The organism is Mesorhizobium sp. GbtcB19, assembly GCF_019091085.1.
GTDB lineage: Bacteria > Pseudomonadota > Alphaproteobacteria > Rhizobiales > Rhizobiaceae > Mesorhizobium.
Genome location: NZ_JAGXJY010000007.1, coordinates 123,840 through 142,608, shown reverse-complemented (window position 1 = coordinate 142,608; position 18,769 = coordinate 123,840). Strand labels below are relative to the sequence as shown.

The 18,769-nt window shown below is 65.1% G+C and carries 16 protein-coding genes; 9 read left to right on the top strand and 7 right to left on the bottom strand.

Annotated elements, in window-relative coordinates; translation table 11 throughout:
• Nucleotides 1-94: 94 nt before the first annotated feature.
• The gene (locus tag KVT37_RS14785) at nucleotides 95-862 is read right to left on the bottom strand and encodes an SDR family NAD(P)-dependent oxidoreductase (RefSeq protein WP_217574145.1); all 768 of its coding nucleotides are present in this window, start codon (nucleotides 860-862) and stop codon (nucleotides 95-97) included.
• Between the two features lie 280 nt (nucleotides 863-1,142).
• Here KVT37_RS14785 and KVT37_RS14780 point away from each other — a divergent pair, with 280 nt between their 5' ends.
• A complete protein-coding gene (locus tag KVT37_RS14780; RefSeq protein WP_095816548.1) occupies nucleotides 1,143-1,298 on the top strand; it encodes a hypothetical protein in 156 nt (51 codons plus the stop codon).
• 155 nt (nucleotides 1,299-1,453) lie between these two features.
• Nucleotides 1,454-2,392, top strand: coding sequence for an LLM class flavin-dependent oxidoreductase (locus KVT37_RS14775; protein WP_217574143.1), 939 nt, complete (start codon nucleotides 1,454-1,456; stop codon nucleotides 2,390-2,392).
• Between the two features lie 59 nt (nucleotides 2,393-2,451).
• On the opposite strand, the gene KVT37_RS14770 is transcribed toward KVT37_RS14775, so the two are convergent.
• The 3 genes from KVT37_RS14770 to KVT37_RS14765 form a co-directional block, all read right to left on the bottom strand.
• Entirely contained in the window at nucleotides 2,452-3,366 is a 915-nt protein-coding gene (locus KVT37_RS14770; RefSeq protein ID WP_308642627.1) for a sigma-70 family RNA polymerase sigma factor, read from the bottom strand.
• An 8-nt stretch (nucleotides 3,367-3,374) separates the two neighbouring features.
• The gene (locus KVT37_RS33465; RefSeq protein WP_254634028.1) at nucleotides 3,375-3,689 is read right to left on the bottom strand and encodes a putative quinol monooxygenase; all 315 of its coding nucleotides are present in this window, start codon (nucleotides 3,687-3,689) and stop codon (nucleotides 3,375-3,377) included.
• A gap of 77 nt (nucleotides 3,690-3,766) precedes the next feature.
• Nucleotides 3,767-4,438, bottom strand: coding sequence for a cysteine hydrolase family protein (locus KVT37_RS14765; RefSeq protein ID WP_217574139.1), 672 nt, complete (start codon nucleotides 4,436-4,438; stop codon nucleotides 3,767-3,769).
• 192 nt (nucleotides 4,439-4,630) lie between these two features.
• Here KVT37_RS14765 and KVT37_RS14760 point away from each other — a divergent pair, with 192 nt between their 5' ends.
• The 5 genes from KVT37_RS14760 to KVT37_RS14740 all read left to right on the top strand — a co-directional run bounded on the left by KVT37_RS14760 (nucleotide 4,631) and on the right by KVT37_RS14740 (nucleotide 9,293).
• Nucleotides 4,631-5,419, top strand: a complete 789-nt coding sequence (locus KVT37_RS14760; RefSeq protein WP_217574137.1) for an ATP-binding cassette domain-containing protein — start codon at nucleotides 4,631-4,633, stop codon at nucleotides 5,417-5,419.
• Between the two features lie 17 nt (nucleotides 5,420-5,436).
• Nucleotides 5,437-6,339: a tonB-system energizer ExbB gene (gene exbB, locus KVT37_RS14755; protein ID WP_254634027.1), complete on the top strand. Its 903-nt coding sequence runs from the start codon at nucleotides 5,437-5,439 to the stop codon at nucleotides 6,337-6,339.
• Between the two features lie 5 nt (nucleotides 6,340-6,344).
• Nucleotides 6,345-6,848 carry a TonB system transport protein ExbD gene (gene exbD, locus KVT37_RS14750; RefSeq protein WP_217574135.1) on the top strand — a complete coding sequence of 168 codons (504 nt, stop codon included), beginning with the start codon at nucleotides 6,345-6,347 and terminating at the stop codon, nucleotides 6,846-6,848.
• Entirely contained in the window at nucleotides 6,845-7,825 is a 981-nt protein-coding gene (locus KVT37_RS14745) for a TonB family protein (RefSeq protein WP_217574133.1), read from the top strand. The genes exbD and KVT37_RS14745 overlap by 4 nt, the downstream gene beginning before the upstream one ends.
• A 73-nt stretch (nucleotides 7,826-7,898) precedes the next feature.
• Nucleotides 7,899-9,293: a multicopper oxidase family protein gene (locus tag KVT37_RS14740; RefSeq protein ID WP_217574132.1), complete on the top strand. Its 1,395-nt coding sequence runs from the start codon at nucleotides 7,899-7,901 to the stop codon at nucleotides 9,291-9,293.
• Nucleotides 9,294-9,341: 48 nt separating this feature from the next.
• Here the strand turns inward: KVT37_RS14740 and KVT37_RS14735 are convergent, their stop codons facing one another.
• Nucleotides 9,342-10,751 carry an RtcB family protein gene (locus KVT37_RS14735; RefSeq protein WP_217574130.1) on the bottom strand — a complete coding sequence of 470 codons (1,410 nt, stop codon included), beginning with the start codon at nucleotides 10,749-10,751 and terminating at the stop codon, nucleotides 9,342-9,344.
• Between the two features lie 1,034 nt (nucleotides 10,752-11,785).
• A complete protein-coding gene (locus KVT37_RS14730; RefSeq protein WP_217574128.1) occupies nucleotides 11,786-13,345 on the bottom strand; it encodes a TROVE domain-containing protein in 1,560 nt (519 codons plus the stop codon).
• A gap of 208 nt (nucleotides 13,346-13,553) precedes the next feature.
• Between KVT37_RS14730 and rtcR the strand changes: the two genes are divergently transcribed.
• A complete protein-coding gene (gene rtcR / locus KVT37_RS14725) occupies nucleotides 13,554-15,155 on the top strand; it encodes an RNA repair transcriptional activator RtcR (RefSeq protein WP_217574126.1) in 1,602 nt (533 codons plus the stop codon).
• 11 nt (nucleotides 15,156-15,166) lie between these two features.
• On the opposite strand, the gene KVT37_RS14720 is transcribed toward rtcR, so the two are convergent.
• A complete protein-coding gene (locus tag KVT37_RS14720; RefSeq protein WP_217574124.1) occupies nucleotides 15,167-15,445 on the bottom strand; it encodes a hypothetical protein in 279 nt (92 codons plus the stop codon).
• A 175-nt stretch (nucleotides 15,446-15,620) separates the two neighbouring features.
• Here KVT37_RS14720 and KVT37_RS14715 point away from each other — a divergent pair, with 175 nt between their 5' ends.
• Complete coding sequence (locus tag KVT37_RS14715; RefSeq protein ID WP_217574122.1) at nucleotides 15,621-18,662, top strand: AsmA family protein; 3,042 nt, start codon at nucleotides 15,621-15,623, stop codon at nucleotides 18,660-18,662.
• Nucleotides 18,663-18,769: the final 107 nt, after the last annotated feature.

Below are 18,769 nucleotides of genomic sequence, written 5' to 3'. Positions count from 1 at the left end.
TTTCGCTGAACCTTCGCGAAAGCCGAGCCTTCCCCTCTCCGTCTCGGCTTCGCCGAGCCACCTCTCCCCACTTTCGTGGGGCGAGGAAAAGAACTCAGATCGCCGTGAAAGCATTATCCACGAACAGATGCGCGCCGTTGACGAAGCTCGATTCGTCGCTGGCCAGGAACAGTGCCGCCTTCGCAACTTCCTCCGGCTCGCCGATGCGGCCCTGCTGCGCGGCGAGTGCCGCATCCGAGACATCGACGCCAAGCTTGCCGAGATCGGCCACCTCGCGCAGGCCGTGCGGCGTGCGGATGAAGCCGGGGCAGACGGCGTTGCAGCGGATGTTGCGGTCGCGGAATTCGACCGCGATGGCGCGCGCGAACATGTGGCAGGCGCCCTTGGTGGTATCGTAGAGCACTTCGTTCGGCGTCGCCGCCACCGCCGAGATCGACGAGGTGCAGACGATCGAGCCGCCGCCGGCGGCGATCATGCCGGGCAGCACCGCGCGCGTCATCAAAAACATCGAGCGGACATTGACGGCATGCAGCCAGTCCCATTCCTGCAGGCTCGTTTCCAGAAACGGTTTGATGACGATCGTGCCGGCATGGTTGAACAGCACGGTGACCGGTCCGAGCTTTTCGGCGGCCGCCTTCACCGCCGCTTCGACCTGCGGCTCGTCCGAAACGTCGGCGACGAAATGCTCCGCGACATGGCCCCGCGCCCTGATCGCCGCGGCCGTCTTGCCGGCGGCCTCGCCATTGCGGTCGATGATCGCAACTTTTGCGCCTTCGGCGGCGAACAGCTCGGAAGCCGCCCCGCCCATGCCTGTTGCGCCGCCCGAGATGATGGCGACCTTGCCCGCCAGTCTTCCACCCATTTTCGTCTCCCTGGATCCCGTGAGGTGTTTTTCGATGCTATCGCGTCGGGCGGGGAATAGCCAAGCGCTTGAACGAGGCCGTCCGCCGCTGAAAAGTCTATGGTTCCAGGCATTTGCCGGGCCTGCTCGCATCGGTTGCCACCCGGATATTCTTTCTCGAGGGAGCAATAATTACCCAGTTCGCGCCCTATCCCGAGAACGTTTTCCCAAAAATCCTCGAAAAATAGCAATCGACAAAGTCTACTAACTTTATAGATTAATGGCCGAGACGGAGGCCGATATGTCCTATATCCAGAACGCCCAGACCGCCCGCAAGGGACAGAGGCTGACCGCCGACCAGAGCTGGAGGCCCGCCTATGGCGGCACCTTCGCCTATCTCGTCTTCGCGCTCGCGTTCGTATTCACCGGCGCGGTGGTGCTGGGGCTGATCCCCTGATTTCAAGGCGGGCCGAGACCCGCCGTCAAACAATCTGAGTCGAGTAGTCGGAGTTGAAAACTGGCCAGGCGCCAGGGTGCCGTCGTGCGCCTGCGTCTCGGATTTGGTTCGAAGGCTTTGGAGCGGGGCAAGCCAACGTGATGGAGGAGATGGCAATGCCGATCGAGTTCACGCATGTTCCCGGTAAGGCTGCCAATGGCAGCTTCTTCTACGATTTCGCCGAGACGGCGACCAAATTGTCGCTGATCGAGGATGCCGGCTTCCGCAAGCTGGTGATCGACGATGCGGCCGGCCTGCTCACCAACATGGACATCGCCGCCCAGACGCTCGACCGCACCGGCTCGCTCCAAATCGTGCTGACGCATTGGGCCGGCGTGATCGAGCCGACGGTGGCGGCAAGGCAGCTCGCGGCGCTCGATCGCCGGGGTGGCGGCCGTCTGTCGCTGCGCATGCTGAGCGAGCCGCTGGAAGACAGCGATGCCGAGGCGCGGCCGATCGGCCACAGCGTAGTCTGGCAGCGCATCGACGAATATCTGGTGCTGCTGAAGCGGTTGTGGTCGAACGACAGGCCCTTCGACCATGAAGGCGCCTTCTACAGCGTCCGGGGCGGCTTCGTGCCGCGCAAGGGGCCGCATGGCGCCGACCTTGTCATCCGCCTCGGCGGCCAGTCCGGCACGGCGCTGAAAGTCGCCGGCAAGCATGCCGATATCTTCGAGCTTGCCGCCGGCTCACCCGACGAGGTGCGGCAGTTGATCGAACGCGCGCGCGGTGCCGCCGCCGAGCACGGCCGCGCCGGCAAGCTGCGCTTCGCGCTTCCGGTCCGCATCCATGCGGACGGCTGGAGCGGCACCCCGGATCACCGGGCGGTCGAGATCGCCGGGCCGCCGGCGCGGCTTGCTCTGGCGCTCTTGCCCTATGCCGCGCTCGGCATCGAGGAGTTCATGATCAGCGGCATCGACCGTCCGGGCGAGATCGCCCGCATCGGGCGCGAGACGATCACGCTGGTCGCCAATTCGCTGGCGCGGCGCGAGCCGGAGATCCCGCAGCCCGGTGCGTTCGCCGCGGCCCCCTTTGCGGAGCACCGCGCGGGCTAGAGCATGATGCCGAAAAGTGTGAAACGGTTTTCGGGCGACATCATGCTCTATCGCTAGAGTCACCTCGCGTCGGAGTAGTTCAGGCCGTCCATCACATAATCCGCGAACAGGAAGTCGCGGATGCCGGCGATCCGGCCGTTCTCCCAGTGGATGAGGATGAAGTAGCGCGGCGGCCCGTCCGGGCGGTCCGGACTGGTGACCAGGATGGCGGGCCGGCCTTCGACGAGGCCCGTCGTGAAATGCCAATGCGTTTCGTCGGCATAGCGGCCAAAATAATTGCCGACATATTCCTTGCCGTCGGCGCGCAGGCGATTGACCAGCTCGAGCTTGACGTCCTCGGCCAGAAGCCCGCGCAAGACATCGAAGTCCCTGGCGTTGAAGGCGGCCACATAGTCGCCCAGGCGCCGCATTTCCTCGCGGTTGAGCGTCGGGCGAGGCGACGTCGTGCGCGGCGCGGCCGCAAGCTTGCGCAGGCCCTCGCGGCCCCGCTGCAGCGCGCCCTTGATCGCTGTGTCGGAAGTTTCGAGGATTTCGCCGATCTCCTCCAGGCTGTGTCCGAGCACGTCCTTCAGCACGACCGCGCATCGTTGCGCCGGCGGCAGCTGCATCAGTTCCGCGAGACTCGCCTCGGCGGCAATGCGCGCATCCAGCGCCGAATTCTCGTCGGCGATCGTGTCGAGCTCGATCTCGCTTTCGCGCCCGCGCGCACGGGCTTGGCTGCGCAGGAAATCGAGCGCCGCGTTATGCGTGATGCGAAACAGCCAGGATTCGGTCTTGTCGGGCATGTCGCCATTCCTGATCGCCACAAAGCCTTTGGCCAAAGCCTCCTGGACGATGTCTTCGCCATCGATGACCGATCCGACCATGCGCGACGCGTAGCGGTGCAGCTTGGCTCTCAGCAAAGCGGCGTCGCGCTCGAAGGCGCGAAGCCTGGTTTCGATCACCGCAACGGACTGATCCCGCGAACCGGTCACGTAAGCTCCTAGTTTTCTACGCCGCCCGTGTGGGAATAGGTGGTGTGGCCCATCATGCTGTCGCCGGCGGCGAGCTCCACGATGCTCTTCATGTACTCGCCGAAGCGCGGATCGCTGCGGAAGGCCGCGATGTCGTCGGCCGAGCGCCATTGCGAAATATTGGCGACCTTGCTGCCGTCGCCGCCGACGACCACGGATGACGCCAGCGAGCCAGGCTGCTTGCTGAAGAAATTCCGCGTGCCCTCGGCGAGGGTATTGGCCAGTTCCTGCTGCTTGCCAGGCTTGGCGGTGAAGACATTGATCAAGGTCACTGTGGTCGACATGGCTCGGCTCCGTGGTTGGTTACGCCCTTCAAGACGAAGGCAGAACCGGAAACGGAACGGTGGCGTGACAAAAATCTTCAGCCGGCGTTCGCAAGCCGCGACAGGCCGGCGATAACGGCGGCCGAATCCGCCAGCGCGCCGAAAACGCCGTCCTCGACCGTCACCATATGCAGGGCCGCTTCGTGGGCATATCGGTCGCCGCTGGCGCAGGCGTCCGCGATCGTCAGGCACTGAAAATTGCGGTCGCAGGCCTCGCGCAGCGTGGTGTGCACGCAGACATCCGTCGTGCATCCGCTGAACATCAGATGCGTGATGCCTCGTGCACGCAGCACCAGCTCCAGATCGGTATAGGTGAAGGCGCCGTTGCAGGTCTTGTCGATGACGATGTCTTGCGGTTCGACCTCGATATCGGACACGATCTGGAAGCCCGGGCCGGAGCGCAGCAGCACATCGGTGCCGTCGATCCCGGCCCGCTTGCGCCGCCATCTCTCATAGGGCGTCATGTCGGCCATGTCGGCGCGGTAGCCTTGCCTGGTGTGGACGATGGTCAGGCCGGCGGCGCGAGCGGCCTCGATCAGCCGGTTGACCGCCGGCAGGATGGCTCGCAGCGGCGACGGATCATAGCCTTTCCTGGCGAAGTAGCCTGTCGGCGACAGGAAATCGTCCTGCAGGTCGATGACAAGCAGCGCCGTATGCTGCGGCACCAGCCTGCCGTCATAGGGGAAGTCGAAGGGTGTCGCCTTGATCATTGGCCAGCCTGTCTTGGTTGCTGAGCGCATCGTGCCCAGCAACCTGCTTGCCGTCCAGACCTCACCGCGTGGCCATGCGCCGTGCAAATTGTTGATCAACGTAGTCAGCTTTATAGTTGACTCGCAATGTCATGTTTCATAGTCAACCGGCATCGGCCGCCCGGCAGCTGGCGGCCGCCGCATTGGAGGCGGATGTTGGCCGGAGCTGGAACAGCCTTTCATGTCGACGCCGTGCGCTTCGCCATCGGCGAGCGCACGCTGCTCGGGCCGGTCTCGCTCGAGCTGCGGCGTTCGCGCGTCTACGGGCTTATCGGCCATAACGGCTCTGGCAAGTCGACGCTGGTCAAGCTGCTTGCCCGCCAGCAGCCGGCAAGCTCGGGCGCCATCCGCTTCGCCGAACGGCCGCTGGCCGGCTGGGGCGCGCGCGAGTTGGCGCGGGCGCTGGCCTATCTGCCGCAGACCACGCCCGCGGCGACCGGCCTGACCGTGCGCGAACTCGCGGCGCTGGGGCGTTATCCCTGGCATGGCGCGCTCGGCCGTTTCGGGGCGCAGGACAGAAGCCATGTCGAGGAAGCGCTGGCGCTGACCGACATGAGCGCATTCGCCGACCGCCTGGTCGACGAGCTCTCCGGCGGCGAGCGGCAGCGGGCATGGCTCGCCATGCTGGTGGCGCAGAATGCCGGCGTCATGCTGCTCGACGAGCCGATCTCGGCGCTCGACATCGCCCATCAGGTCGAGGTTCTCGGCCTCGTCAAGGAACTCAGCCGCAAGCGCGACCTATGCGTCGTCGTGGTGCTGCACGATCCCAACATGGCGGCGCGCTATTGCGACGAGCTGATCGCGCTCAAGGGCGGCCGGCTGCTCAGACGCGGCACGCCGGACGAGATCATGCGGGGCGGCGTGCTCAAGGAGATTTTCGGCGTCGAGATGGGCGTGCTCAAGCATCCCGTCAGCGGCCAGCCGATCGGTTACGTGCAATGATGAAGCGAGGGCGAGCCTTGTCCCGGAACGGTCTTTTCGCGGCACTGGCCGCATCCCTCATTCTTTCGGCCGGCATTGCCGCAGCGCAGGAACAACCGGCCACTCAGCAACCGGCAGCGACTTCCGTACAAGCTCCGATAACACCAGCAACACAAGCGCCCGCGCAGCCGGCTTCGAACGGCACCGTCGGCGAAGAGCCGTCCATCTCGCTGACGCTGCCGCATGACCTGTCGCCCTGGGGCATGTTCATGAATGCCGACATTGTCGTGAAGGCGGTGATGGTGGGGCTTGCCTTCGCTTCTCTCGTTACCTGGACGATCTGGCTCGCCAAGTCGCTTGAGGTCTTGGGCGGCAAGCTCAGGGCCCGGCGCGCCGCCGATGCGATCGGCAACGCCGCGACGCTGACGCAGGCCGGCCGCGAGCTTGGCCACAGCGGCGGTCCGGGCGCGCAACTTGTCCGCGCAGCCGAGGAAGAACGCGCGCTTTCGGCCGGCGCGCTCGACCATGCCTTGGGCGACGGCCTGAAGGAGCGCGTCGCCTCCAGGCTGTCGCGCATCGAGGCGGCGGCGTCCCGGCGCATGTCGCGCGGCACCGGCCTGCTCGCCACCATCGGCTCGACGGCGCCTTTCGTCGGCCTGTTCGGCACCGTCTGGGGCATCATGAACGCCTTTATCGGCATCTCGCAGGCGCAGACCACCAATCTGGCGGTCGTGGCACCAGGCATCGCCGAGGCGCTGCTCGCCACCGCGATGGGCCTGGTTGCGGCCATCCCGGCTGTCGTCATCTACAACGTCTTCGCGCGCTCGATAGCCGGCTATAAACAGATCCTCGCCGATGCTTCCGCCGGCGTCGAACGCCTGGTCAGCCGCGACCTCGATTTCCGCACGGTGCCGCCGGCAGCGGCGATGGCGGCGGAGTAGCGACGATGGCGGCGCGGATTCGCGAGACCTCCGGCGACGATCTCGAGGAAAGCCACGACATCAACGTCACGCCATTCATCGACGTCATCCTGGTGCTGTTGATCATCTTCATGGTCGCGGCCCCGCTTGCCACCGTCGACGTCAATGTCGACCTGCCGGGTTCGACGGCGACGCCGGCGCCGCGCCCCGAGACGCCGCTCTTCCTCACGCTGAAAAGCGATCTCACGCTGGCGATCGGCAATGACAGCGTGCCGCGTCCGGCCTTCGCCGGCGTGCTCGACAGCCGCACCATGGGCGACAGGCAGACCCGCATCTTCCTGCGCGCCGACAAGACCGTGGGCTACGGCGATCTGATGGAGGTGATGAACCTGCTGCGCGCCGCCGGCTATCTCAAGGTCGCGCTGGTTGGGCTGGAGACGACAGGTGGCGCGGTTGCCGTGCCGGCCGGCGGTGCTCCGGCCGCAAGCGCGGGCGTTGCTCCGGCGACGGCCGGGAGCAAGGGCCAATGACGGCCACCGCCGTGCCGGGAAAGCCCCAGCCGCGCTTCGGCGTGCGTGAAGCCGGCCTGTGGACGAGTGCGGCCGCGATCATTTTCGCCGGGCATGTGGCGGTCGCATACGCTGTGCAAAACCTCAGCTTCGCCGAGATACCGGACGGCGGCCCACCGCCGGCGCTGGCGGTCGAGATGGCGCCGCTGCCGATCGCGCCTGCCGTGCCGGAAGAGACGGCCATGTTGGATACGGTGACCCCGGAGCTGCCCGATGCGGCCGAGGAGGCGGAAAAGCCGACCGAGGTGAAACCGGTGGCCGACCCGCCGCCGGAGCCGGTGGTCGAGCAGACGGAGCCGGTTACCGAACAACCGACCGACACCGACAAGGCGGAAGAGGCCGAACCGGCCGGCCAGACGATGGCGGCGCTGAGCGATCAGCCGCCGCTGGAGGAGGTCGTGCCGGACCCTGTCGAGGCGATCGCGCCCGACGTCGTCATTCCGCTGCCCAAGCCGAAACCTGTGGAATTGGAAGTGAAGGCGCAAAAGCCGGTCGAAGCCAAAAGGAAGACCGAGAAGAAACTCGTCGAAAAGCGGCCGAGGAAGGAAAAGGCACCGCCGCCCAAGACGACGACCACCGCCAGCATCGACGCCAAGGCAGCCGCCAAGGCGGCGGCGCCGCAACCCTCGAATGCGGCGTCGCGTTCGAGCCTCAGCCCGTCACGCTGGAATTCCAGCCTGGCGGCGTGGATCAGGCGGCATACGCGCTATCCCAGCGCAGCGCGCTCCAGGCGGGCCGAGGGCACGCCGAACGTCACCTTTACGGTCGATACGTCAGGCAGGGTTGTCTCGGCCCGGCTGGCGCGATCCTCGGGCGACGGCGATCTCGACCGCGCGGCCCTCGCCGCCTTGCAGGGCGCCTCGGTGCCGGCACCGCCGGCGGAACTCGGCGCGCGTGTCACGCGCACCGCGCCCTTCGTGTTCAGCTTGCGGGACTAGGCCGGCGCGGCGGATGGTGGTACGCGCCTGAACTGTTCAACTATGCCGCGGCATCCTGCCCGCCGAAATCAAGATGACGATGCTGACTCGCCGCGCTCTCCTCAAAACCGCCGCCGTCGCCGGGCTCTCCGGAACCGGCGCCGCAGCCATCGGCAGATTGAAAGGCTTCGCCGCAACCTCGCCCCAGCCGCTGATCCTGAAAACCACCAGCATCGAGGCGCGGCTGATGGACGGCGCGCCGACGAAGAATGTCCTGACCTACAGCCAAGCCGGCATGCCGCCGGTCGTCAGGATGCGGAAGGGTGAGCCGTTTGCGGCGCGGTTGATCAACGGCATCGACGATCCGACGACCATCCACTGGCATGGCATCCGCGTTCCCAACAAGATGGACGGCGTGCCGTTCCTGGTGCAGCCCTATGTCTATCAGGGCGACCATTTCGACTATGCCTTCACGCCGCCCGATGCCGGCACCTTCTGGTACCACCCGCATTGCAACACGCTGGTCCAGATGGGCCACGGGCTGACCGGCGTTATCGTGGTCGAGAACCCGAAGGATCCGGTCTTCGATGCCGAGATGGTCGTCAACCTGCGCGACTGGCGGCTCGGCGACGACGGCCAGTTCATCGAGCCGTTTCGGCCGCGCGACGCGGCCAAAGCCGGCACCTTCGGCACGGTGCGCACCGCCAATTGGCAGAGCCAGCCGCAATTCGACGCGCCTACCGGCGGGCTGGTGCGGTTCCGCGCCGCCATCACCGACGTCACCCGCGTCTACGCCTTCCGCGTCGACGGCGCCGAAGCGACCGTCATCGCGCTCGACGGCAATCCGGTGCCGCAACGCTTTGTGCCGGATGCCCTGCAGCTCGGGCCTGGACAGCGGCTCGAGCTTGCCATCCGCATGCCGGACGAGGAGGGCGCGGCCGTCAGCCTGCGCGACGTGCGCGGCACCAAGCCGAAAATCCTGGCGACGCTGCGTTCGGTCGGCAAATCGCTCAAGCGCGATCTTCGCGATCTCGGTCCGCTCGACGCCAACCCGGTTGCTGAGGTGGACGTCGTCGCCGCCAAGCGCATTCCGCTGGCGCTGAGCGCCACCGCCGAAAACGTACCGGGCGACGGCATTTGCGGCTCGCTCGGCTACAGTTTCTGGGCGATCAACAAGGTGCCGTGGCCAGGCGACACGCCGGACCCGACCGCGCCGCTGGCGGAGTTGAAGCTCGGCCAGAGCTACATCATCGACATGGAAAACCTGACCCCGCACACGCACCCGATCCACCTGCACGGCATGAGCTTCAAGGTGCTGTCGTCTTCGACGCGGGCCGTCCAGCCGCTCGTCTCCGACACCTATCTCATCCAGCCCGACGAAAAGGTGCAGCTCGGCTTCGTCGCCGACAATCCCGGCGACTGGCTGCTGCACTGCCATATCATCGAGCACCAGAAGACCGGCATGACGAGCTATCTTCGGGTGACTTGAACAAAGTTTGGGCGCGGACATCTCTGCCCGCGCCCTTGCTGATGGCGACTATTGCTGGCGCGCCTCGGCCTCGCGCCGCTCCTTCTTCTTGCGCCACGGCGCGTTGGCTTCCCAGTCGCCGGCCATGATGCAGCCGTAAGGCAGCACCTCGTCGACGATTTCGGCCAGGCCGAAATGCTCGATCTGGCGGCGCATCGAAGCCGCGTTCTTATAGGCGCTCGGCAGCTCCGAAATGTCGGTCACCCCACTGAAGAACCGGGCGTCGATACCGCGGGTCTCCTCGGCGAAGATCTCGGCATCGCCGCGCCCGGCCTGCATGCGCCGGTGCTGGGTGCGCGAGAAATTGCGCCCGGCGCCGTGCGGCGAGAAGCCGAGGCCGTTTTCGGCATTCTTGCCGCGCACGATCAGCACCGGCTCCGCCATGTTGAGCGGGATCAGCGTCAGATCGGTCGCGTCGTCGGCCCAGTCGTCGAAGGCCGGCGTGGCGCCCTTGCCGTGATAGAACAGCCCGTCCGAGCGGCGGAAGACGAAGTTGTGCTCGTTCCAGAACCGGTCCGAGACCTTCGCCGACAGCTTTTCGGCCGCCAGATCGTGGATGAGCATATGGTTACCCTTGGTCCATTCGCGGATCACCTGCAGGGCCTCCCAATACTCATCGCCTTCCCGCGTGTCGGCCGGGATCCAGGCGTTCTGCGGCAAGGTCTGCGGCGACAGGGTTTTGCGGAACCCCTCGGCGATCCTCATCCCCTTGGCGTAGAGCCGGGCGCCCGGCGAACGCGAGCCGTGATGCGTGACCAGCGCGGTCTCGCCGCTCGACTTCAACGTGCCGACATAGGCGAAATGGTTGCCGTCGCCCTGCGTGCCGAAATGCTCGATCGACGCGCTCTTCAGGTCGCGCAGCAAGGCGTTCGCCTCGAAGCGCTGGAAAAGCGCGTCCGCGGGCCGGAACTGCTGGCCGCGCTGGCGTCCGCCAGGCCCGAAATGGGTCACGGCGTGCACGGCGTCGAGCAGCGCGGCAGGCGCCACGCCGGGAAACACCGAGATCGCCATCGAGCAGCAGATGTCGGCCGAATGCATGCCGGGATGGATGCCCTCGGACACGGCCACGCCGCCGACCGGAATGGTGCCGGGCGACCCCGCCGGGCAGGCATCGGGCATGATGGCGCCGGCTCGGACGACGGGCGTCCGCATCAGTTCGGTCATGCTCTTCGTAACCGCCTCGACATTGGCGGCCTCATGCTGGTTTTCGGCCAGGATGTTGAGATGCAGCGGCAGCGCGCCGCCCGCGTGGAGCGGCATCGCCGGCGGCGGCGCGAAGGCCCGCGCGGCCTCGATCGCATCCGCATGTGACCCGCCCTTCTCCAAAATGTCGTTGGCCGCCACGAGCGCGCGGGCAAACCACTTGCCCTGCTGCATTCCAGCGTCGATCAAATCCTGTCCGCTTACGATCTCGGTCATGTCTTTCACTTTCAACTGATTATGTCGCGGTCTGGCGACAAGGGGCGGCAAGACAATTTACTGAGCTACTTTCCATCGCAAAGATGGAAGGGATGAATCGAACACCCGACCTCCCGCAACATCCGTCACGGGTGCTCTACCCGGTAGTCCTGCCTGCATTCGCCATTCGTCATTCAAGTCTCAACTGCATTCCATGGGCGGGCGACAAGTGGATGCGAGAAACCGATCGATCCTGGGACCGATGGGTGGATTTGAACCACCTGGTTACCAGATGTATTCCCGCAGGCATTCGCCCTGTTCTTTCGGCTGGCGACAAGGATCGGCAAGACGACGCTTGACTGCGCCACCCCGCTCCTGGAGCGAGGGGGTGATTTGAACACCCGACCTCCCGTCTTTCGACGGGCGCGCTACCTGTAGTCCTGCCTGCATTCGCCATTCTCTTGAGCATGATCTTTTCCAAAAACCGGATTCCACTTTTTGGGATCATGCTTTGGTTCGTCGTGCCACGGCGACAAGGGATGATGAAACACCGGGAGTCCCGCTCGTGCCAGAGAGCGCCGCCAAGGTGAGGAGTCGAACCTCACGGAGCATCCCATTCTTTGAAGCTGTAGTTCTATCCGGCATTCGCCGCGGCAATCTTATAGGTCGTGACGACAAGTCTGTCGTGAAACTGTCTTTCCGTTCTACCAACTGAACTACGGAACCTATGGGCAGCTCCGGCGGGAATCGAACCCGCGACCTGAAAGTTAGGATGTAGTTCCACAGGCATTCGTCACGCCTTCGATTTCTGTTCTCCTTGTTTGCCAGCGGCTGCGGCCGCAAAAGTCGTCGGGCATGACGACAAGGGTGATGAAACATCTCCCTGCCTTGCGGCAGGGTCCTGCTCTATCCACTGAGCTACGGGTCCATAATGGCGGACCCGACGGGATTCGAACCCGCGACACGGAGGGTAACAGCCTGTAGTTCCATCGGCATTCGTCATGCCCTGAATTCTGTTCTGTCGGTCCCGGCGGACGCGCCGCCGGGACCAGATCTCAGAGCTCCACCGCCTCGATCGTGCGCACCCAATGGTCCGGGTCGCTGCCGGAGGCGAGCATCGTGCCGACCACGTCGAAGACCCGGTCGGAGAAGCCGCCGACATTCAGGATGTCGGCGCAGCCTTTCGCCTGCGTCGTGGCGTAGGGCTGGATGTCGATGCAGACCAGCTTGGCCTTCGGGTTATGCACCTTCAGCTTCTGCCATTCCTGCATCGTCGCCGTGCCCTGATGCGCGTGCTGCGTCGCATCCACCCAGGACTGGTTGTCCGAAACGAACACCACCAGGTCGACCTTCGCCTTCTCACGCACCAGCCGCGCCAGCGGCGCCGAGCAGTTGGTTCCGCCGCCGCCGATGGCCGCGAGCTTCGCCGCGTTGGTCATCACCGTGTCGCGAGCGTTGAGGTGGATATCCACCACATCGTTCTCGAACGGCAACACCCTCGCCGTCGGGTTGCGGCGCAGCAGCGCGGCGGCCACCAGGGCGGCCACGTCGATGCAGCGCACGGCCGACGTCGCGCCCTTGCGGTAGCCGGTCGCCGGCGAGGCCATCGAACCCGAAACGTCCGGGCAGACGACCACATTGCCTTCGACCTGCGGCACGTTGCCGAGCGCGACTTCCATCGCGTCCTGCAGCGCATCCTTGACCACGCCGGGCACCCCGGCCTCAGCCATGGTGAAGGCCACCATCAGCTGGTACGGGAACACCCTGGCGCGCCGGACCTCATCCGGATCGCTGAGGCGCGCCGCCAGCTTCTCGGCAAAACCCTCCACCTCGAACACGCCGTTGCGCGCGAAGCTGCTGAGGTTCTGCCGCAGCATCTGCCAGCCGGCCGTCTCCGCGATCTGCACCCAATGCTCGCGCGACAGCGGCATCGAGGTCAGCATCTGGAACGGCACTTCCGGCACCGGCAGCGACGGATCGCGCTTGAAGGCCTCGAAAGCCTTCACCACGTCCGGCAGCGCGGCGACATCATGCGGCTTGCCGATGAGGTAACCGTAGAGCGCTTCACGCGAGGCCGAAGCCGGCTTCGGATGAACCATCTTCACGACATCGGCCAGCGACGGGTCGTTGCCGACCGCGGCGCGCATGATCTCGAAGTCCGACGCATGCTCGAGCCACGCCTGGACGAGACGCTTCGGCCGCGAGCCCAGCGACTTGCGCCCGGTGGCGCCGGAGCGCATCACCTGCACGAAGTTGCGCAGCATCTTGCCGTTGCGCACGATCCGGGCGAAGGCGCGGTTGAACCCGTCACCTTGCATCAGGGACAGCGCGGCCAGCAAAAGCGCCGGCATGTCCTTCATGTAGCCCTGCTCGAAAGCATGGACCGCGGTCTTGGCCAGAAAGGCCGGCTCGACCTGCCAGGCAAGCTTCAGCACCTCGTCGAGCTGCTCGCGCGGCTCGGCGTAGAAGGTGGCGTTGAACGTTCCCGTCGCCGCCAGCTGAGCCAGGGCCTGCTCGGGCGACAGGCGGTAAGCCTGGGCGCCCTCATGGTTCCTGGCGTCAGCCGGCGGGAGCAGCTTTCCTGCAATCGTCGCAAACACGGATTTGTTTGCCATTGTCGTGATCCTTCTTGTCAACGCCAGGATCATTACAAGCCGCGTGCCAGTTTCGCCGAGCTGGCGCCGCAGGCATCGATTGCCTCCAATAAGCGATTGTTTTTAAACAGATAAAAAATTCGCAAACTCAAGCGCCCGTCGCGACGACTATTTTCGATCTCCCAAATACATGATACAGTTATATCGCTCTTTATACGGTGAGATAAGAATGAGACGACGCGTAGCGATCGGGATACTGGGCACAACGCTCGACGCCAGCGGGCGCGAGGACCGCTGGAAAAGATGGCGGCCGACCGTCGCGCTCTGCCAGCAGCCGGGTCTGTTCATCGACCGGCTGGAGCTGATCCACGGCGACAATTCGGAGCGGCTGGCGAGGCAGGTCATTGCCGACATCGAAGAGGTCTCGCCCGCGACGGAGGTGAGGCGGCATGTGATACCGATGAAGGATCCCTGGGACTTTTCCGAGGTCTATACCGGCCTGCGCGACTTCGCCCGCGCCTATGCCTTCGACCCCGAGAAGGAAGACTATCTGGTCAACATCACCACCGGCACGCATGTCGCGCAGATCTGCTGGTTCCTGCTCACCGAGGCGCGTTTCATCCCGGCGCGGCTGCTGCAGCTTTCGCCGCGCAAGGACGGGCGCGACGAAGTGTCGGGCAGCCATTCGATCATCGATCTCGACCTGTCGCGCTATGACGCGATCGCCACCCGCTTCGCCGCCGAGCGCGACGAGGCCACGTCGTTCCTGAAATCCGGCATCGCCACCCGCAACCCGGCCTTCAACCGGATGATCGACCAGATCGAGAAGGTGGCGATCCGCTCGCGCGCGCCGGTGCTGCTGACCGGCCCGACCGGCGCCGGCAAGTCGCAACTGGCCCGACGCATCTATGAACTGAAGAAGGCGCAGCGCCAGGTGTCCGGTGGCTTCATCGAGGTCAATTGCGCGACGCTGCGCGGCGACCAGGCAATGTCGACGCTGTTCGGCCACGTCAAGGGCGCTTTCACCGGCGCGCAGAACGAGCGCGCCGGGCTGATGAAGTCGGCCAACAAGGGCGTGCTCTTCCTCGACGAGATCGGCGAGCTCGGCCCTGACGAACAGGCCATGTGCCTAAGGGCCATCGAGGAAAAGCGCTTCCTGCCGGTCGGCGCCGATCAGGACGTGACCTCGGATTTCCAGCTGCTTGCCGGCACCAATCGCGATCTTTCGATCGACGTGAAGGCGGGAAAATTCCGCGAGGACCTGTTCGCGCGGCTCAATCTCTGGACGTCCCAGCTGCCGGCATTGCGCGACCGCAAGGAGGATATCGAGCCCAACCTCGAATTCGAGCTGCGCCGGTTCGGCGAGCGCGAGGGCCAGAACGACACCTTCAACAAGGAGGCGCGCGAGCTCTACCTCAAATTCGCCGTCGCGCCGGAGGCGCAGTGGCGGGCAAACTTTCGCGACCTTTCCGCCTCCGTGACGCGCATGGCTACGCTTGCCCCGCTCGGCCGCATCAACGAGGAAGCCGTGCGCGACGAGATCGGGCGGCTTGGCCAGCTCTGGCGCGACGGCGGCAGCGGCGACAACGACCCGGACGCACTGCTGCGCGACGTGCTGGGATCCGATCGCCTTGCACAGATCGATCCGTTCGACCGCGCACAGCTTGCCACGGTGGTCGAGGCCTGCCGCGACAGCAGCTCGCTCAGCGCCGCCGGCCGAAAGCTCTTCGCCGTCTCGCGTCTGAAAAAGACCAGCGGCAACGACGCCGACCGGCTGCGCAAATATCTGATGCGGTTCGATCTGAGCTTCGAAGACCTTGCCCGGCAATGAAGCGCCGGCCGTTACTTCGATCGTCTGTCGCGCGGCTGGCCGGAGATATCTTCGTCCGTCGCACGCCTTTCCTTGCCGGCTTCGGTCCGCGTGTGCGGCCCATCCATCAGGTTTCTCACCTTGGCATTGTTGTGGGCCTGGATAACCGCGCGGCTGAAATGAAGCAGGATCCCGAGCACTGACATTGGCACGTCCTCCATTGGATTGGCTGATATGTCGGCGGCGGGCGCCGGACAGTGCCCCTGGTCTGTTTCATGGGAATGGCTCGGAGGACGGCTGATCGTTTCCAAACACGTGCGCTTGGAAACGGCCTGGCCGCGAGGGCTTGCAGCGAAGCGTCAGCGAACCGGTGGAGCAGTGGGAAATTCGTCCGACACGAAGCCGGTGGAACGCAGGATTCAGTCGGGCGCCGGAAGCATGTATGCTCAACGATACTGATTCTTCCGATCATGCTGGCGGGTCGATGTGAGAAAAATCGTCGCTTCACTCACCGTAACTGTCGTTCTTGTCGTCGGGCTGCTCTTGCTTTTGCCCGCGCTTGTTTCGACCGACTGGGTTCGCGCCGAATTGAGCCGGCAATTGTCATCCGCAACCGGAATGACCATTCGGCTCGACGGACCAGTCAGGCTGTCGCTGCTGCCCAGGCTGGCGGTGGTCGCGGACGATATCTCGCTCTCGACCGGCACAGGCGACATCGCGATATCCGCTCCGCGGTTCTCGACGTCGATAACGCTGTCGTCGCTCTGGTCGAAAAAGCTCGAGATACAGTCCGTCGCGCTGACGGAGCCGACAATCGCGCTCAAGGCTTCGGCGAACGCCGAGTCGGCTCCGGCACCGCAGGATGTTCAAGCCGATCCGTCCGATCCGTTCGCGACGATCGTCGATACGCTCGAGCGGCTGGCGATCAACCAGCTGACCATCACGAACGGTACCCTTACCTCGGACACTTCGACCGGCAAGTCCGCCACGGTGACGGCAATCGACGCCGATCTCAGGGTCCCGGACCTCGACCGCGAGGCCTCGTTCTCATTGGCCGGCACCAGCAACGGCCGCCGCATTGAAATGAGCGGGAGCCTTTCGGCGCTGCGGCCGATCCTGCGGCAGCTCCCGGCCCAGCTCGCCATCGAGGCGCGGCTCGATCCGGCGCCTGTTGCCAAATTCTCTTCCCTCCATGCGAGCGGCGAGATCCAGCTCAACGGCAATGGCAGTTATCAGATCAAGGGCGGAAAGTTCGATATCGGCGACCAGAGCTTCCGGATGGACGCGCTGTTTCAGCCTGGCGCGCGGCAACACTTCTTCGCCGACCTTTCGGCCAAGCGCATCGACATCGACGCGTTGAGCGATCTTGGACAGGGCGATTCCGGCGCCGGCAAATCTCCGGCCGGTTCCGGAGAGCCCGGCCTTGCCATGCTGGCCGCTTTCGACGCCGACATCAGCGTGACAGTCGATGAATTGATCGGCGGCAAGATACGGGCTTCCGACGTTCAGCTCGCCGTAACGCTGAGCGACGGGCATCTCGAGACAAAGCTGGAGCATTTCGGCCTCGACGCGGGAAGCCTCACCGCGAATGCTTCGACGAATGTCGGTGAAACACCGCCGACCATACGGGGCAATATTGCGAGTTCGGGGCTGGACATCGGCTCATTGGCGAAGCTGGCCGGACAATCAGTGCCGTTGTCGGGCAAGCTCACGGCCGATATGGGGTTCGCGTTTCGCGGCCTCACCGCGGAACGCATCCGCGGCAGCCTCAACCTGCAGGGAACGGTCGGGATTCGCGAGGGCAAGCTTCCGCTCGCGGCGCTTGCCAACGGCCAGGATCGAACGGCCAACGACATCACCGGGCTCAATCTCGACGCGAAGGTTCGCGACATCGGCAAACCGGTCGATTTGACGGGCAAGCTCGCCTGGCGGGGACAGGCCGTCGCGTTCAAATCCCAGATCGCGCCCGCATCCTTTCTTGGCCACGCCTCTGTTGCCGACGCTTCCGGGCCGATCAGCCTTTCGGTTTCCTCCAAATACCTCGAAGGCAGCATAAGCGGCGTTGCCGGGGGCGGCGGCACGTTCAAGGGCCAGGTCTCGGCCACATCGCCCTCGCTCGACAAGCTGATGCAATGGCTGGGACAAGGCGCTTCCCGCGGCCTGCAGGACTTTGCCTTCAAAGGCGATGTCGATGCCGGCCCGAAGCAGTTCTCCTTCCAGAAGGCCACCGCCACATTGAACGGCGTCAAGGCGTCAGGGCAGGGCTCGGTGAAACTGGGGCAGCCTCTTACCATCCGGACGTCGCTCAATTTCGCGAAACTCGATTTTGCGGCGCTTGCCGGCGGCGGAGCCGCGGCCGGCGGCAAGCAGAAACCGGGCGGGGCAGCCGACGCTCCGGTCGATCTTTCCTTCCTCAGGGGAATCGATGCCAGGATCGAGGTCGCCGCGGACAAGCTCGGCTATGGCAAGGTTTTCGCGGGGCCGGTCGCGACCGTCCTGACGGTGGCCGACGGCAAGGCTCACCTGAATGTGCCGCAAAGCCCCTTCTACGGCGGCACGATTGCCACGGAAATGACCGCCGACGGCTCCGGCGATGCCGCTTCCCTGGACCTCAACACCGCAATCGCCGGCGCGGCCGCGGCTCCCTTGCTTCACGATGCGGCGGATTTTGACCGCATCGAAGGAACGCTCGAGGCGACGGTCGCGGTTTCAGGCTCGGGAAAGACCACGAAATCGCTTGCCCGTTCCCTTACCGGCAAGGCGGCGACCAAATTCAGCGACGGCGCCTTCCGCGGCATCGACATGGCCGAGGTCTACAACAACCTGGTCGGACTGCTCGCCGGCGGCTTCAAGCAGGATCAGGCCAAGAAGACGAATTTCACAGAACTCGGCGCCTCTTTCGCGGTCGAGAACGGCGTCGCGCAGACGACGGACATCAGCCTGTTGGGACCGCTGTTGCGGATGGACGGCTCGGGCAAGGTCGACCTTGCCGACCAGACGCTCGACATGCATCTCAACCCGCGCGTCGTCGCTTCGCTCGACGGGCAGGGAGGCGACGTCGCCGTGAAGGGCATCGGAGTGCCGATCGTTGTCCAGGGTCCGCTGTCCGCGCCCCGTGCCTATCCGGACCTGAGCGCGTTGGCCAAAGACCCGCAGGGCGCGCTGGATATGTTGAGCCGCCTTGGGCTGCCGACCGGAAAACTGAAACTCGACAAGCTGATCCCGGGCCAGACAGGCGCGAATGGCGACGGCAAGGGAGCGGCGGATCTGATCGGCAACATTCTGCGCAACGCCGCGCCCCGGCCCAAAGCGCCGCCCGCCGCCCCGGAAGCAGCCGTGGCGCCAGACAACGGCAATGCGGAAAACGCGGCGCCGCCGCCAAGCTCGAACCAGGGTGGCGAGACCGAAGCCGAGGCCGCAGCGCCGGCGGCGGAACCCGCCCCCGTCGACCAGCAAGCCGCTCCTGCTTCGCCAGAAGCCCCGAAGAAAGGGGAAATAGACACGCTTCTCGATCAGCTGGCGAATTAGTTCCCCGACACAGGGATTTTGCAAGGTTGCCGTTTGTATCGGCGCAACATTTCCATTTATTTCCGTGAAATCAGCGCAACCGCGTGGGATTGGTGAAGCCGTCCCAA

What these genes read in the sequence shown, in the direction of transcription:
- KVT37_RS14730 (WP_217574128.1), bottom strand. Translation starts at nt 13,345, where the DNA reads ATGGCAAACAAATCCGTGTTTGCGACGATTGCAGGAAAGCTGCTCCCG.
- KVT37_RS14745 (WP_217574133.1), top strand. Translation starts at nt 6,845, where the DNA reads ATGACGGCCACCGCCGTGCCGGGAAAGCCCCAGCCGCGCTTCGGCGTG.
- KVT37_RS33465 (WP_254634028.1), bottom strand. Translation starts at nt 3,689, where the DNA reads ATGTCGACCACAGTGACCTTGATCAATGTCTTCACCGCCAAGCCTGGC.
- KVT37_RS14735 (WP_217574130.1), bottom strand. Translation starts at nt 10,751, where the DNA reads ATGACCGAGATCGTAAGCGGACAGGATTTGATCGACGCTGGAATGCAG.
- rtcR (WP_217574126.1), top strand. Translation starts at nt 13,554, where the DNA reads ATGAGACGACGCGTAGCGATCGGGATACTGGGCACAACGCTCGACGCC.
- KVT37_RS14765 (WP_217574139.1), bottom strand. Translation starts at nt 4,438, where the DNA reads ATGATCAAGGCGACACCCTTCGACTTCCCCTATGACGGCAGGCTGGTG.
- KVT37_RS14785 (WP_217574145.1), bottom strand. Translation starts at nt 862, where the DNA reads ATGGGTGGAAGACTGGCGGGCAAGGTCGCCATCATCTCGGGCGGCGCA.
- KVT37_RS14760 (WP_217574137.1), top strand. Translation starts at nt 4,631, where the DNA reads ATGTTGGCCGGAGCTGGAACAGCCTTTCATGTCGACGCCGTGCGCTTC.
- KVT37_RS14740 (WP_217574132.1), top strand. Translation starts at nt 7,899, where the DNA reads ATGACGATGCTGACTCGCCGCGCTCTCCTCAAAACCGCCGCCGTCGCC.
- KVT37_RS14780 (WP_095816548.1), top strand. Translation starts at nt 1,143, where the DNA reads ATGTCCTATATCCAGAACGCCCAGACCGCCCGCAAGGGACAGAGGCTG.
- exbD (WP_217574135.1), top strand. Translation starts at nt 6,345, where the DNA reads ATGGCGGCGCGGATTCGCGAGACCTCCGGCGACGATCTCGAGGAAAGC.
- KVT37_RS14775 (WP_217574143.1), top strand. Translation starts at nt 1,454, where the DNA reads ATGCCGATCGAGTTCACGCATGTTCCCGGTAAGGCTGCCAATGGCAGC.